Origin of the sequence: Colwellia sp. C2M11, from assembly GCF_018860915.1 — a bacterium.
Taxonomy (GTDB): Bacteria; Pseudomonadota; Gammaproteobacteria; order Enterobacterales; family Alteromonadaceae; genus Colwellia.
This window is the reverse complement of the sequence record NZ_JAHKQD010000009.1, coordinates 107558-122035: the sequence shown is the minus strand read 5'-3', so window position 1 is coordinate 122035 and position 14478 is coordinate 107558. Positions and strand designations below refer to the sequence as shown.

Genomic DNA, 14478 nt, shown 5'->3' with positions numbered 1-14478 from the left:
ACCGATAGGTACAATACATTCAATTCACAGATACCGATCGGTACAAATTAATATAAATCAATACAAATAGGAAAATATTATGACAACATTAACTACGCACACAATTGAATCAGCACCAGCAGCAAGCAAGCCATTATTAGAAGGTTCAGTAAAGGCGTTCGGCATGTTACCAAACTTACATGGCGTTTTAGCAAGCTCTCCTCAAGCACTTGAAGGCTATCAAATACTTCACAAGTTATTTGGTGAAACTTCATTTGATGCAGAAGAGTTAACGGTTGTTTGGCAAGGAATCAATGTTGAGCACGGTTGTCACTATTGTGTACCAGCGCATACAGGTATTGCTCATTCAATGAAGGTTAATCCTGAGTTAACAGAAGCGTTACGTAATCAAGAATCAATGCCAACAGCTAAGTTACAAGCATTATTAGATATGACGCTTATTATTGTGCGTAATCGTGGTAATGTAACGCAAGAAGAATTGAATAAATTCTACGAAGCTGGTTATGGTGAACAACAAGTTTTAGAAATTATATTAGGCCTTGCTCAAAAAGTAATTAGTAACTACACAAATCACATTGGCAATACACCTGTTGATGATGCATTTGCACAGTTTGCTTGGACTAAAAAGTAAGACTACAACGCATATTTACGTTTAGGAGTGACAATAATGTTAGAGCAATATATACCACCCGAAATTTGGACTCATGACGCTGAAAGTGGCGGTAAGTGGGCCAATATCAATCGTCCCGTTTCTGGGGCGACACATGATAAAGCCTTACCTATTGGAGAACATCCGTTACAGTTGTATTCCATGGGTACGCCAAATGGCCAAAAAATAACAATCATGCTAGAAGAGCTATTGGCACTAGGTAAAGATGCACAATATGATGCTCACATGATTAAAATTGGTGAAGGTGATCAGTTTTCATCGGGTTTTGTAACCATTAATCCTAACTCTAAAATTCCAGTGCTAGTTGATAACAGTTATGACACGCCACTGCCTGTTTTTGAATCGGCCTCAATTTTAGTGTACTTAGCAGAGAAGTTTGATGTTTTGTTGCCAAAAGACACTGTTAAGCGCGCACAGGTGATGAATTGGTTATTTTGGTTACATGGCTCTGCACCTTATTTAGGTGGCGGCTTTGGACACTTCTATAATTATGCTCCGGAAAAATTTGAATATGCGATTGATCGTTTTACCATGGAAATTAAACGACAATTAGATGTGTTAGATAAGCAGCTAGCCAAAAATGAATTCATTGCGGGTGATGAGCTAAGTATCGCCGATATTGCAACGTGGCCATGGTATGGCAACCTAGTATTAGGAGAGCTTTACAGCGCTAAAACATTCCTACAAGTAGATGATTACACACATGTTCAACGTTGGGCAAAAGCAATGTTAGCTCGTCCAGCTTTTCAACGTGGCCGTATCGTCAATAAAACTTGGGGAGAAGCGTGGGAACAGCTTGAAAACCGTCACAACGCTGAAGACATTGATAAGGTGTTAGCGCTACAGCCTGAATAACCTGGGTTTAATAACAACTTAAGTTAGCTGAAATAGCACAACAAATACTAAGGCAAAACAACATTACAGTTGTTTTGCCTTTTTTGTATCTGCACATTGGTCGCGACCTAACCACCTTATAACGTTTTCATCGTTACCGCTTATAACAAAGCAGCAATAACGCGGCAAGAATAAACAAACGACAATGCCTTACCCTTTATTTATACCTAGTTATGCTGTTAACCAACTCAGCATAAATATTACCAGTAATTGTCAACTTAAACGGCTGTTAACGCGATAGTATTAACAGTATTGATAAGAGTACAGACGATAAAAACAAAAAAACCGGCTAATGCCGGTTTTTATTATGTTAAACAAGTTTTACACAGGTTGCTTACAGAACCATAGTGCTTTTAAGCTTGTTCAACGCATTTTTCTCTAATTGACGAACACGTTCAGCAGAAATTTGGTATTTGTCAGCCAAATCTTGCAACGTTGTTTTGTCTTCTGCTAACCAACGCGTTTTAATAATGTCTTGGCTACGTTCATCTAACGCAACTAATGCTGTCGATAAACGTGTGTTTGCATGATCTTCCCAGTTAGCATTTTCTACTTCAACGGCTAAATCTGATTGTTTATCTTCCAGATATAACGCCGGAGAGAAGTTTCCAGCACTTGCGCCATCATCTTCGTCTGAAGACAATTCAAATGCTTGGTCATGGCTGCTCATGCGATTTTCCATTTCCAACACATCTTTAGTGCTTACACCTAATGTTTCAGCAACTGTATTTACTTCATCATTACTGAACCAACCTAAACGCTTTTTATTTTTACGTAGGTTAAAGAATAATTTACGTTGTGCTTTTGTAGTTGCAACTTTAACTATGCGCCAGTTTTTTAAAACAAACTCATGAATTTCTGCTTTGATCCAATGAACTGCAAATGACACTAAACGTACACCCACCTCAGGGTTAAAACGTTTAACAGCTTTCATTAAGCCAACGTTGCCTTCTTGTACCAAATCGGCTTGTGCTAAGCCATAGCCTGAATAACCTTTAGCTACATGAATAACAAAACGTAAATGCGACATAATAAGCTTTTGTGCAGCTTGTAAATCATTGTCATTATAGAGGCGAGTCGCGAGATCTTGCTCTTCTTCAGCGGTAAGCATAGGAATGCTATATGCTGATTGCATGTAAGATTCAATACTGCCACTTCGTGGTACGGTAAGTTGCATTGTATCACTCATATAAATAACCTCTGTTTTTTACCAAATTTTTTTACTTAAAAAAGATTTCTTCACTCGAAATTATAACATAAATGAAGCTAGTTAACTATAGATGCCTTGCTAGCAACCTTGAGCGAGCATAAACATTATCTTAATAGATAGGGCAAAACAAGATGAACTTTCATTAATTTTATGAAATATTTGTTAAAAAGTGTGTTTTATCGGTTTTTTATTTAAAAAACATAAAGATAACTTAATAACGAATAATGTGTGAAATCAAGATTATTCTGCGTTAGGTTCAATAGCACGAATATGTTTACGTACAGAGATATAGCTACCTGCTAAACCTAAAATAACCGCTATCGCTATCAGCAATAAAGCTTCATTAAATGCTAAGCCCTGTAATTGGAAATTACTTTGATATAAATCGGTTAATTCACTGATAGAGCCAGTTAAATATTGCGCCAATATTGCGACTGATAAACACGATAATAATCCGCCAAAAACCCCATACCACATGCCACTATACAGAAAAGGTCTTTGGATAAAGCTGTCTGTTGCGCCAACAAGTTTCATTACAGCAATCGCATCTTTTTGGTTCAAAATTGCTAAGCGAATAGTGTTACCTACAATTAATACCACCGACATACATAATAGCAAAGCAACGCCAATCACAATATCTTCTATAAGACGTGCTACAGCTTCTAGGCGTGTTAGCCATTCTAAATCAAGTTTACCTTGATCAACTTCACGTTCTTGTTTTAGTTTTGCTAATAATTCATTGGCGGCACTGGCTTGACTAGAACGCTCGGTAGGCGAGACTAAAATAGTTGCTGGCAAAGGATTTTCATTCAAATATTCTAACGATTCGCCAAAACCAGATAATATTTTAAACTCTTTCAGCGCTTGCTGAGCAGAAATATAGCGAACGTCACTCACTTCCGAATATAACTTAATACGTTTTACTAGGTTCTCTGCACTTTTTTCTGTGGTGGATAATTTTAAAAAAAGCGTGATTTGTGATGCACTGTCCCATTGTTCACTCACTTGCTGAGCATTTTTTACAAACAAATGTAATGTTGCTGGTAAGGCTAAGCTAATACCTAAGACAAACACGGTCATTACTGAGGTAAAAGGTGTTCGCCATAAGTCACCTAAACTGCCCACAGCTTGTTGTAAGTGACGAATAGGTAAGGTTAATAAGCTTCTTAAAAATGAAGTTCGTTGACTTAATCCACTTGAGTGTAAGTTGTTACTCATAAGCCGCTCCTTGTGCCTGTAAACCATCAACAATACCATCATTAATCATGGTACCTTCTTTTAATGTTAAGGTGCGATATCTCATGCGAGCAATTAAGCCAAGATCATGTGTTGCAATAAGTACCGTAACACCGGCGGCATTAAATTCTTCAAAGAGGCGAATAATATCAAGGGATAATTTTGGATCTAAGTTACCAGTAGGTTCATCAGCAAGCAGAATGGGTGGTTTATTAACAATAGCGCGAGCAATGCCAACCCGCTGTTGTTCTCCACCTGACAACATATGAGGAAAACACTTTAGTTTTGCACTTAAATGTACTTTATCTAGCGCAGTTTCAACACGTTTTTTAATTTCTCGGTGGCTAACGCCTTCAATAATTAATGGTAAGGCTACATTATCAAAAACGGTTCGGTCTTTAAGTAGGTTATGACTTTGAAAAATCATGCCTATGCCACGTCGAACATAAGGAATTTGATTATAAGTAATGCTAGCAAGTTCGGTGTTGTTAACCAATATACTACCCGAACTTGGTTTTTCCATCATAGAGATTAGCTTTAGGAGCGTACTTTTACCTGCACCTGAATGACCTGTTAGAAAGGCCATTTCACCGGCTTGTAGCTCGAAGTTCACTTGTTTTAAAGCAAGAAAACCACCAGGATAAGTTTTGTTTACATGGCTAAAGCTAATCATAATTATTGTTTTTTAAGCATATTTTTAAAGAAGTCTTGTTTTAGTTTATTACTCTTTCACAAACAAAGCATCAATAAAATCATTACCATTAAATGGACGAAGATCATCAATACCTTCACCAACACCTAAATAGCGAATTGGAATATTATGTTTATCCGCAATGGCAAAGACCACACCACCTTTAGCTGTTCCGTCTAATTTAGTAACGGTTAAGCCAGTTAAACCAACGGCTTCATCAAATAACTTAGTTTGACTTAAGGCATTTTGACCTGTGCCAGCATCAAGGGTTAGCATAACTTCGTGAGGAGCATTTACATCGAGTTTTTTCATTACTCTAACAACTTTTTTAAGCTCTTCCATTAGGTGTGCTTTATTTTGTAAACGCCCTGCTGTATCAGCAATAATAACATCTATTTTACGTGCTTTAGCAGCACTTATTGCATCAAAAATTACTGATGCGCTATCAGCACCGGTATGTTGAGCAATAACGGGAATATTATTACGTTCGCCCCATACTTGTAATTGTTCTACTGCGGCAGCTCTAAAAGTATCACCTGCTGCTAACATAACCGATTTACCTTCGGCTTGAAATTGTTTTGCTAGCTTACCAATGGTTGTTGTTTTACCAACGCCGTTAACACCAACCATTAACATCACAAATGGTCCATCACTGTCAGGGATAACTAATGGTTGATCAACTTTTTCAATAACCTTTTTTAACTCTACTTTTAATAACTCGTAAAGCGCTTCAGCATCTTTTAACTGCTTACGATTAGCACTTTGCGTTAACGAGTCAATAATTTTCATGGTAGTTTCAATACCAATATCAGCCAATAGTAATTGAGTTTCTAGCTCTTCAAATAAATCATCATCAATTTGCTTGCCTCGGAACAGGTCAAATAAACCACCACCTAAATTTTGGCGTGTTTTACTTAAACCTTTTTTCAGTCGAGCAAAAAAGCCAAGTTTCTCTTCTTTTTTCTCTTCTGTTTTCTCTTCTTCAATAACAGCTGGAACTTCAACTGCCTCAGGCGTTTCTAATATTTCAGGTTCATCTGCTGATTCATCAAGCGGCTCAGTTGTTGCTATCACTTCTTCAGAAACAGGCAATTCAACTTCGGTAGAGACTGGTAATTCTGCCGCTACTTCTTCCGGTGTAAAAGACTCAGGTTCTACTTCCTTTGGCGTGACCGGTTCTAGCTCCACAGCTTTGGCTGTAATAGGCTCTGGTACTACTTCCTTAGGAGTGAGCAACTCTGACTGTGGCTCTATTTCCGCAGGTGTGAGCGGCTCTGGCTCTATTTCCTTATGTGTGAGCGGCTCTGGCTCTGGCTCTGGCTCTGGCTCTGGCTCTGGCTCTGGCTCTGGCTCTGGCTCTGGCTCTGGCTCTGGCTCTGGCTCTGGCAGAATATCTTCAACCTTTACTTCTGCCTTAGCAACAACTTCCTCAGTAACACTAACGTCACCAGCTTCATTAACTTCTTTTTTATCAATAGTTTCTGATTCTATAGCTGCTTGTTCTGCAGGCGTATTATTTTCATCAACAGTTTCTTCTTTTGCTTTTCGGCCAAAACCTAGCCACCCAAACATACCTTTTTTCTTTTTAGACACTTTATTTGACCTAAGAGTAATTGCTGTATCTAAACGAATTCAACTAAAGGTTTCAGTTCGCTTGGATATCATTATGGTGTAAAATTGCCGCTATATTAGCATTAATAATGATAACTGTCAGCGATATGAGTCAAGGTAAAAAACAACAAAAGAAAAAGGCTGCATCAGGCAGCATTCGTATTATTGCTGGTAAGCATAAAGGTCGAAAATTACCAGTATTAGCAGCAGAGGGCTTAAGGCCAACAGCAGACCGTGTGAAAGAAACGCTCTTTAATTGGTTAATGCCTTATATTCATGGTGCAAACTGTTTAGATTGCTTTGCCGGTGCAGGTAGCCTAGGTTTTGAGGCGCTTTCTCGTGGAGCTGCTAACGTTCATTTAATGGAACTGAACAAAGCGGCAGCTAAACAATTATCGGCGAATAAGCAATTGCTGAAGTCTGACGATATTGTGGTATCTAATACAGACACCTTGGCGTTTTTAAAAACTCAAACACCGGTGAAATTTGATGTGGTTTTTATTGATCCCCCTTTTCGACAAAACTTAATTTCACAAACTTGTGAGCTATTAAACCAGGGTTGGTTGAGCGAACAAGCGCTTATTTATGTAGAAATGGAAGCGGAAAGTGATCAAGCATTACCTAGCAATTGGCAGCTATTAAAAGAAAAAATTGCCGGACAAGTTGCTTATCGTTTATATCAAAATAGTTAACAAATAAACAATAGTGAGTTTTTATTCACTATTGTTTATTGAGCAGTAACAAGTGCTTTATTGCACTTGTTACTGAATTACAGCTAAAGGCCTTTAGTTTTTAACGTTAGGTCTTAGCTTAAGGTCATGAAAGTCAAAACTAAAGTCTGTGGCATTAGACACAGCTTTCATTGTGACATATTCAATTTCACCAACTTCATTCAAGTGAAAATTAACAAAAGCGTCAGCTTCAAGACTTCTATCATCCCAACGTACAATAAAGGTATTGTACTGATAATGCTCTAACTTACCTTTCAATTCAGGTGTATTAGTAAATTGCATATTAAGCTGGTTATTTTTATAAGTAACATTAATATCACCATACCAATTATCAGTATACATTTGTGCGTATGCTTTTAATCGTAATGAGTGAGACGAGTTTTTGTTAACGACATCTGCTGCTTTGGCTAATCGAACGGTTTCTTTCGCTTTTTGAGCTTCTCGTTTATCGTGAAAATAGGTTACCCAATCTTTAGGTGTTAGCTCTAGGTACTCATTTAATATTTCTAAATAAATAGCATTAAATGCATCGCCTGATTGCTGATTAGTTAAGATAACCATGGCTAAGTTTTCTTCTGGTACTACAACAACTTTTGACACCATACCCAAGATACCACCACTATGATGGATTAATTTAACACCATGATAGTCTTTTAAAAACCAACCTAAGCCATAAGCAGCAAAGTGAGTTTTATCTTGTTTAGTATCAGCGGCAGACACAGGTAAAATGGTACGCGCTTGCCACATGGCAGTGCTTTGCTCTGCTGAAAATAAACGTGCTTCTTGATTAGCGCTATTTGTATATGCGCCTTTGTTTAACAATGCTTTTAACCATAAGGTCATGTCGCTAACACTTGAGGCAACTGCACCAGCAGAAGTAAATTTTTCTAAAAAATTACCGCCAACAACAGTTAACTCACCTTCCATTGGCACATGAGCTCGTGCAACATTGTGGTTATTCTTAGGAATGAGAGAAAATGTTGGTCGAGTATTAGTCATACCTAATGGTGTAAAAATTCGCGCTTGAATAGCTTCTTGCCATGTCATTGAAGTTAATTTAGCAATAATTTCACCAGCAATAACATACATTAAGTTGTCGTAAGCAAACTCACTACGAAAACTAGACACTTGTGGTAAGTGTTTTAAGCCTTTAATTACATCAGCGTTAGTTAAGGTGGTTTGTGGCCAAATCATTAAATCGCCAGCACCTTTACCTAAACCAGAGTTATGTGATAATAAATCGATAATGGTGAATTCTCGGGTAACGTAAGGATCAGGCATTTGAAATTCAGGGATTATATCAATCACCTTAGTTTTCCAAGTTAGCTTACCTTCATCAACTAAGCTTGCCAAAATTGCCGCCGTCATCGCTTTGGTGTTTGATGCGATACCAAATAAAGTATCAGGTGTCACTTTATCGCTTTCGCCCGCTTCAATAACACCAAAGCCCTTGCTCATAACAACATTGTTGTCTTTGATAATTGCGACCGCAACACCAGGCACTTGAAAGGTTTTCATTGCTTTTTTGATTGTTGCTTCAATATTGTTAATTTTTTCTATCTGGCTAGTTGCTTGAGCCGTCAAAGATGAAAACAACACTAATACTGTCAGCGTTTTCTGTATTAAGTTCATGTGTGTACCTAAATTTTTGTAGACTAAATTATACTATTTCAATACCAAGGTTAGATAAGCCTTCAGATAAAACCATTTCTTTAGCTAACTGACATGAGCGTTTGTTTTCTGCAGCAAGCTTTAAAAAGTCAAAGAGTTCATCTTGGGTTTCTTTTTCCCAAACCGATAAAGGATGCTCGTTTACTTCAGCAGCTTGAACATCAGTTACGCCTTCATCAAGCAGTAACAGCTCAACGTAGTAATTGACGCTGTTATGCGATAAACGACTAATACTGGTTATATCTTCATGCTCTTTGTCTTTACCATTAGATTGTATTAGCTGTAATAAAGACATCATTGCCATACAAACATCAAGAGCTGGGAAAACACCAAAAAAGTCAAAGGCTTCTGGATCAGGCGTTTGTTCTTCTAATTTATTCAGTTGCGCATTAACATTGATTTTAATTGCGTGGTTTTTATCTAACCACTGCCAAACTAAATCAAGTTGATTTCTCAAAATGGCATAATCACCAAACTGACTACTTTCACTGAACATTTGATAATTGGGTAACATGCGCTCTAATAGTGCGCTAGCAAAGGCGACTTGTTGCCAATGACTTAATTTTTCAAAAGGGAGATGTATAGCCAAATTTTTTCTCATTTATGATCACAGCAAGACAACCATTATAAATGAGCTGCCCTCTTTAGTGGAGGTGTATTTTTTAGCAATAGAAGCAAAAAAGGAGCACAAGCTCCTTTTTTAATATTAACTATTCATGTGAAATTAGCTTTCTGCAGCAGCTTCTTGAACAGGAAGAATTTGTACGTTTGATACTTTCACTTCAGAAGAAAGGTTACGTAATTTAACTAAATTGTTAACTTGCGATAACGAACCTAACATTGAATAAATTGGTACAAATAAACCACGTTTGTGGAAATCTAGTACTTTATCATCTGATAAGTTTTTAACTTTTTCTTCATTAATAGTAAATATACCGATTAATTTCTTTTTCTCACCAGCTGCTAAAGTAATGTTTAGCTCAATTTCTTGCAGTAAGTCATTTTCTTGCAATTCTTTGATGAAGTTTTCTGTCATTCTTTCGTTGTCGTATAAACGGCCTAATGCTTTTTGTACATTAACAAGTACTTCAGACTCTTTACCATCTTCTTCAAACAATGCTAAATCTTTATCTTCACCTACGAATTCACTCTCAACATCAATACAAGCTGTTAATGTGTTTTCTTTGTCAGGATCTAAGCCTAGTGAAAAAGGAACCATTGAAATGCTTTGCGGCATTGATAAAGCTGTCCACTTATCATCTTGTAAAAATAAGTTCTCGCCTGCTTCTAAACCTAGCATAGCAACACTACGGAAACGCTCAGAATCTGGGTTTTTAACAAAAACAAGAGGGAAGCTTGCAGATGATTGTGCATACTCAGCTGCAGCAACAGGAATAATATTTTGTCCAGCTACGTGTGAAATATTGCGTGTATTAGAAATTTTTAAGTTTTGATGTTGTTCTTTTCTTACTGGAACGAAATTCGCCATGATTTATTCTCTTGTTTGGTGCTACTATTTATACACTGTTTAAATATAGGGGCACGTTTGTAATAATGTAATTGAATCAGTGAATTTAATTACTGTGTTCTTTTCGGTATAAGTAAGTTATGGAGGCAGCTGTTTTAGCTTTCAATGCCAAATTTAAAATAATTTACTAAAAATTTAATTTTCTACTAATTATTTAAAAAACTTATTATAAAATAAGGACTAATTTATGTTTAAGGTAGGTTATCATGGTTAATAACATAGTTAAAATATTGGTTTCTTTTACTATGTTAGTATTAGCAACCTCAGCATTTTCCCAACCTAAATTCTCACTTATACATCAACGTAACGACCGAAATTTAGCTGAAATACAAATTAAAAACAATACCTTAGAAACTTTAATTTGTTATGTTGCTATTGATGGACATAAAATATATTTTCGCTTACAAGCTAATCAACCTTCAACTTGGTATAACGCAACAGATCCACGCTTTAATTTTAGTAATTTTAGTACCTGGTGTGATTACTTATCTTTGCATCCTAAATATATGCCAAAAAGAAGATAACGAGATACCCGCTGAGCGCCCAAATTTTATAACTAAGTTAGATGTGTTGACAAGTATTCAACCAGTAACCTAATTTTGGGTGATAAATGGCGGTTGTGAGGATAAAGTGCCCATATGCCTTCATCAAGCTCTCTCATATTATCTAGCACTGAAATAAGTTGGCCGTTTTGCAAGTACTGCTGCACGTAATAGTCGGGGAGCTGTACAATCCCTAATCCTTTTAGTGCTGCATCTACTAGGCTATATCCACTGTTATAACGTAACCTTCCGGTAACTCGGATATTTTTTTCTTTTCCGTCATCACTAAAGTGCCAATAATCTAACGTACCCAATAAGCAGCTATGCTTACTAAGCTCAGATAAAGAGTGTGGTACCCCATACTGATTCAAGTAAGCTGGCGAAGCACAAAGGTAATTTGTTCGCTTACCTAATTTTTTAGCCATCATGGTTGAATCAGGTAATTTACCAAGACGAATGGCCAAATCATAGCCTTCTTCTACCAAGTCTATTTTTTGATTGCTTAGGTTTGCATAAACTTCTACATCACCGTATTTTTTCACAAAATCATTTACCAAGGGCATGATCTTTTGTTCGCCATAAGTGGTTGGCGCTGTGAGTTTAATTTTTCCATGGGGTCTTGATTGCAAGTTAGAAATAGCGCGTTCGGCTTCATCTAAACCGTCAAGAACACTACGACAATGCTGATAAAAAATACGCCCTTCTTCGGTTAATGAAACCTTACGTGTGGTGCGATAAAATAGTTTTGTATCAAGGCGCACTTCTAGCGCACTCACTTGTCGGCTCACTTGCGCAGTAGAAATAGCCATTTTTTTTGAGGCTTGCGTAAAACTCTCTGTTTCTGCAACATGAACAAATTCACTAATGCCTTCCCACTTCATCATTGTTACCTATATGTAAAAGTGATTTACAAAAAACATATATTATCATCACTGAAGAAACAAATATAATAGCTATTAGTTTCGCTATTCAACAATCATCAACAAAGCTGTGAGAATCAAAATGTCAGATCAATTTATTAAATCAAAAGCCGCTATTGCCTGGGGTCCTAAACAAGCTCTGTCAATTGAAGAAATCGATGTAATGCTGCCTAAGAAAGGCGAAGTATTAGTTAAGGTGATAGCCTCTGGCGTATGTCATACCGATGCTTTTACTTTATCAGGCGAAGATCCAGAAGGTATTTTTCCTGTTGTTTTAGGCCATGAGGGCGGTGGTATTGTTGAGCAAGTAGGTGAAGGCGTAACAAGTGTTAGTGTCGGCGATCATGTTATTCCGCTATACACACCAGAATGTCGTGAATGTAAGTTTTGTTTATCTGGTAAAACTAACCTTTGTCAAAAAATAAGAGAAACTCAAGGTAAGGGCTTAATGCCTGACGGCACAACCCGCTTTTATAAAGACGGACAACCAATTTTTCATTATATGGGCTGCTCTACCTTTTCTGAATACACTGTATTACCTGAAATATCATTAGCAAAAGTTAATAAAGAAGCACCATTAGAGGAAGTATGCTTATTAGGTTGTGGTGTTACCACCGGCATGGGTGCGGTGATGAATACAGCAAAAGTTGAAGAAGGCGCTACTGTCGCTATTTTTGGCCTAGGTGGTATTGGTCTTTCTGCCGTTATTGGTGCAACCATGGCAAAAGCCAGTCGTATTATTGTTATTGATATTAACGAAAGTAAATTTGAATTAGCGAAAAAGTTAGGTGCTACCGATTGTATTAACCCTAAAAACTTCGACCAACCTATTCAAGACGTTATTGTTGAATTAACCGATGGTGGTGTTGATTACTCGTTTGAATGTGTAGGTAATGTGAATTTAATGCGTTCTGCATTAGAGTGTTGTCATAAAGGTTGGGGTGAATCAGTTATTATTGGTGTAGCTGGCGCAGGACAAGAAATTTCAACTCGCCCATTCCAATTAGTTACTGGGCGTGTATGGCGTGGTACTGCTTTTGGTGGCGTTAAAGGTCGTACAGAATTACCTGACTATGTTGAACGTTATTTAGCGGGTGAATTCAAATTAAGTGATTTTATTACTCACACCATGAGCCTTGAGGAAATTAATGACTCGTTTGACTTGATGCATAAAGGCGAGAGTATTCGCAGTGTTATTCATTTCGCTAAATAGTTGTTTTATTTTAGTCACATTTGTCCGTTCTTTTGTTGTGTAAAATAAAAGAACGGTCTAGTAAGGTTTTATCATGACCATTGAAAATTTAAGTGTAAACAAAAGCTTTGGCGGTTGGCATAAGCAATATAGTCACCCATCAACAACATTAAATTGTGATATGCGATTTGCAATTTATTTGCCACCACAAGCATCAAATGGTGACAAGGTTCCCGTATTATATTGGCTTTCTGGACTAACATGCTCTGATGAAAATTTTATGCAAAAAGCGGGAGCTCAACGTATAGCTGCCGAATTAGGTATTGCTATTGTTGCTCCTGATACTAGTCCTAGAGGACACAATGTTGCCGATGATGAAGGTTATGATTTAGGTCAAGGCGCTGGTTTTTATGTGAATGCAACTCAAGCACCGTGGCATAGTCATTATCAAATGTATGATTATATTGTTAACGAGCTTCCTTCATTGATAGAGTCTACGTTTCCTGTTAGCCATAAACGTGCAATTGCTGGACACTCTATGGGTGGACATGGTGCACTAACCATCGCAATGCTAAACCCTGAGCGTTACAGTTCAATGTCGGCGTTTAGCCCTATTTGTAATCCTATCAATTGTCCGTGGGGACAAAAAGCTTTTACCGCTTACTTAGGGAAAAACAAAGAAAAATGGCAACAACATGACGCTAGCGAGTTAATGCGACAAGCACAGAAATTTGTTCCTGCAAGAGTCGATCAAGGTGGAGCAGATAATTTTCTAATAGAGCAATTAAAACCAGAAATGTTAGAACTAGCAGCAAAAGCAAGTGGCTACCCTTTAGATTTACACATGCACGAAGGTTATGATCATAGCTACTATTTTATTGCGAGCTTTATTGAAGAACATTTGCGTTTTCACGCTAGCTATCTCAAGTTATAGTTATTGATAACTATTAAACCAGTACAAATGTGGCTTTTGTTTAATGCAGTAAGCCACATTTGTAATTTATGCTGCCGTCTTAGCCCATTCGGTATAAAGCACACACTTTATTGCCTGATGGATCTTTAAGATAAGCAAGATAAAGCTTACCAACGCCACCTTCTCTTACACCTGGCGCGTCTTCACAAACAGCACCACCATTAACTAAGCCAGCGGCATGCCACGCATTAACTTGTTCAGGAGATGTTGCAGCAAAACCAATGGTAGAGCCATTACCATGGCTAGCTTCATTACCATCAATAGGTTTCGTTAAAGCAAAAATCCCTGTATCAGTAAAGTAAAAGCATCTACCTAAGTCGTCAAAAACCCCCGGCTTATGACCTAACTCCCCTAAAATTGCATCGTAAAACACTTTTGATGCTTGTACATCGTTTGCACCTATCATGATATGACTAAACATGTAGCTTTCTCTTTGTTATGAAATTTCAGCCAAAGAATAGCACTTATTTTATTAAGCACGCTAATCATCTTCATAATATTTAAAACATCACAACCAAGTTGAAATGACATATTTGTAAAACAAAAAAAATAACCAATAAGGTTTTAATCTAATGATATTGCACCAGTAGTAGTTATGATATAACATAT

Annotated in this window: 15 protein-coding genes; 6 read left to right on the top strand and 9 right to left on the bottom strand. The window is 37.3% G+C overall.

Translation table 11 applies throughout. From position 1 onward, the window contains the following. The first annotated feature begins 79 nt into the window (after positions 1–79). Positions 80–631 (top strand): carboxymuconolactone decarboxylase family protein, encoded by a 552-nt coding sequence (locus KO509_RS02525; RefSeq protein ID WP_215971714.1) that lies wholly within the window; start codon positions 80–82, stop codon positions 629–631. Positions 632–667: 36 nt separating this feature from the next. Beyond that, a complete protein-coding gene (gene yghU / locus KO509_RS02520; protein ID WP_215971713.1) occupies positions 668–1525 on the top strand; it encodes a glutathione-dependent disulfide-bond oxidoreductase in 858 nt (285 codons plus the stop codon). Between the two features lie 373 nt (positions 1526–1898). Here yghU and rpoH read toward each other — a convergent pair whose 3' ends face one another. From rpoH to ftsY, 4 genes are all read right to left on the bottom strand, one after another. Then, positions 1899–2753 (bottom strand): RNA polymerase sigma factor RpoH, encoded by an 855-nt coding sequence (gene rpoH, locus KO509_RS02515; protein ID WP_215971712.1) that lies wholly within the window; start codon positions 2751–2753, stop codon positions 1899–1901. A 261-nt stretch (positions 2754–3014) separates the two neighbouring features. Beyond that, positions 3015–3992: a permease-like cell division protein FtsX gene (gene ftsX / locus KO509_RS02510; protein ID WP_215971711.1), complete on the bottom strand. Its 978-nt coding sequence runs from the start codon at positions 3990–3992 to the stop codon at positions 3015–3017. Continuing rightward, a complete protein-coding gene (ftsE, locus tag KO509_RS02505) occupies positions 3985–4683 on the bottom strand; it encodes a cell division ATP-binding protein FtsE (protein WP_215971710.1) in 699 nt (232 codons plus the stop codon). The genes ftsX and ftsE overlap by 8 nt, the downstream gene beginning before the upstream one ends. Positions 4684–4731: 48 nt before the next feature. After that, a complete protein-coding gene (ftsY, locus tag KO509_RS02500) occupies positions 4732–6294 on the bottom strand; it encodes a signal recognition particle-docking protein FtsY (protein WP_354668410.1) in 1563 nt (520 codons plus the stop codon). Between the two features lie 125 nt (positions 6295–6419). Here ftsY and rsmD point away from each other — a divergent pair, with 125 nt between their 5' ends. Beyond that, the gene (gene rsmD / locus KO509_RS02495) at positions 6420–7004 is read left to right on the top strand and encodes a 16S rRNA (guanine(966)-N(2))-methyltransferase RsmD (RefSeq protein WP_215971894.1); all 585 of its coding nucleotides are present in this window, start codon (positions 6420–6422) and stop codon (positions 7002–7004) included. Between the two features lie 93 nt (positions 7005–7097). On the opposite strand, the gene KO509_RS02490 is transcribed toward rsmD, so the two are convergent. The 3 genes from KO509_RS02490 to KO509_RS02480 all read right to left on the bottom strand — a co-directional run bounded on the left by KO509_RS02490 (position 7098) and on the right by KO509_RS02480 (position 10203). Beyond that, complete coding sequence (locus KO509_RS02490; protein ID WP_215971709.1) at positions 7098–8675, bottom strand: serine hydrolase; 1578 nt, start codon at positions 8673–8675, stop codon at positions 7098–7100. 28 nt (positions 8676–8703) lie between these two features. Continuing rightward, on the bottom strand, positions 8704–9303 hold the full coding sequence (locus KO509_RS02485) for a YjaG family protein (protein ID WP_215971708.1): 600 nt from the start codon (positions 9301–9303) through the stop codon (positions 8704–8706). A gap of 135 nt (positions 9304–9438) precedes the next feature. Then, positions 9439–10203, bottom strand: a complete 765-nt coding sequence (locus KO509_RS02480) for a SapC family protein (RefSeq protein ID WP_215971707.1) — start codon at positions 10201–10203, stop codon at positions 9439–9441. Between the two features lie 245 nt (positions 10204–10448). Here KO509_RS02480 and KO509_RS02475 point away from each other — a divergent pair, with 245 nt between their 5' ends. Continuing rightward, positions 10449–10766, top strand: coding sequence for a hypothetical protein (locus KO509_RS02475; RefSeq protein WP_215971706.1), 318 nt, complete (start codon positions 10449–10451; stop codon positions 10764–10766). 32 nt (positions 10767–10798) lie between these two features. Here KO509_RS02475 and KO509_RS02470 read toward each other — a convergent pair whose 3' ends face one another. Then, a complete protein-coding gene (locus tag KO509_RS02470; protein WP_289847516.1) occupies positions 10799–11665 on the bottom strand; it encodes a LysR family transcriptional regulator in 867 nt (288 codons plus the stop codon). 121 nt (positions 11666–11786) lie between these two features. Between KO509_RS02470 and KO509_RS02465 the strand changes: the two genes are divergently transcribed. Both KO509_RS02465 and fghA read left to right on the top strand, forming a co-directional pair. After that, a complete protein-coding gene (locus tag KO509_RS02465; RefSeq protein WP_215971704.1) occupies positions 11787–12917 on the top strand; it encodes an S-(hydroxymethyl)glutathione dehydrogenase/class III alcohol dehydrogenase in 1131 nt (376 codons plus the stop codon). Between the two features lie 73 nt (positions 12918–12990). Next, positions 12991–13830 (top strand): S-formylglutathione hydrolase, encoded by an 840-nt coding sequence (fghA, locus tag KO509_RS02460; RefSeq protein ID WP_215971703.1) that lies wholly within the window; start codon positions 12991–12993, stop codon positions 13828–13830. 79 nt (positions 13831–13909) lie between these two features. On the opposite strand, the gene KO509_RS02455 is transcribed toward fghA, so the two are convergent. Continuing rightward, entirely contained in the window at positions 13910–14290 is a 381-nt protein-coding gene (locus KO509_RS02455; RefSeq protein ID WP_215971702.1) for a VOC family protein, read from the bottom strand. Between the last annotated feature and the right edge of the window lie 188 nt (positions 14291–14478).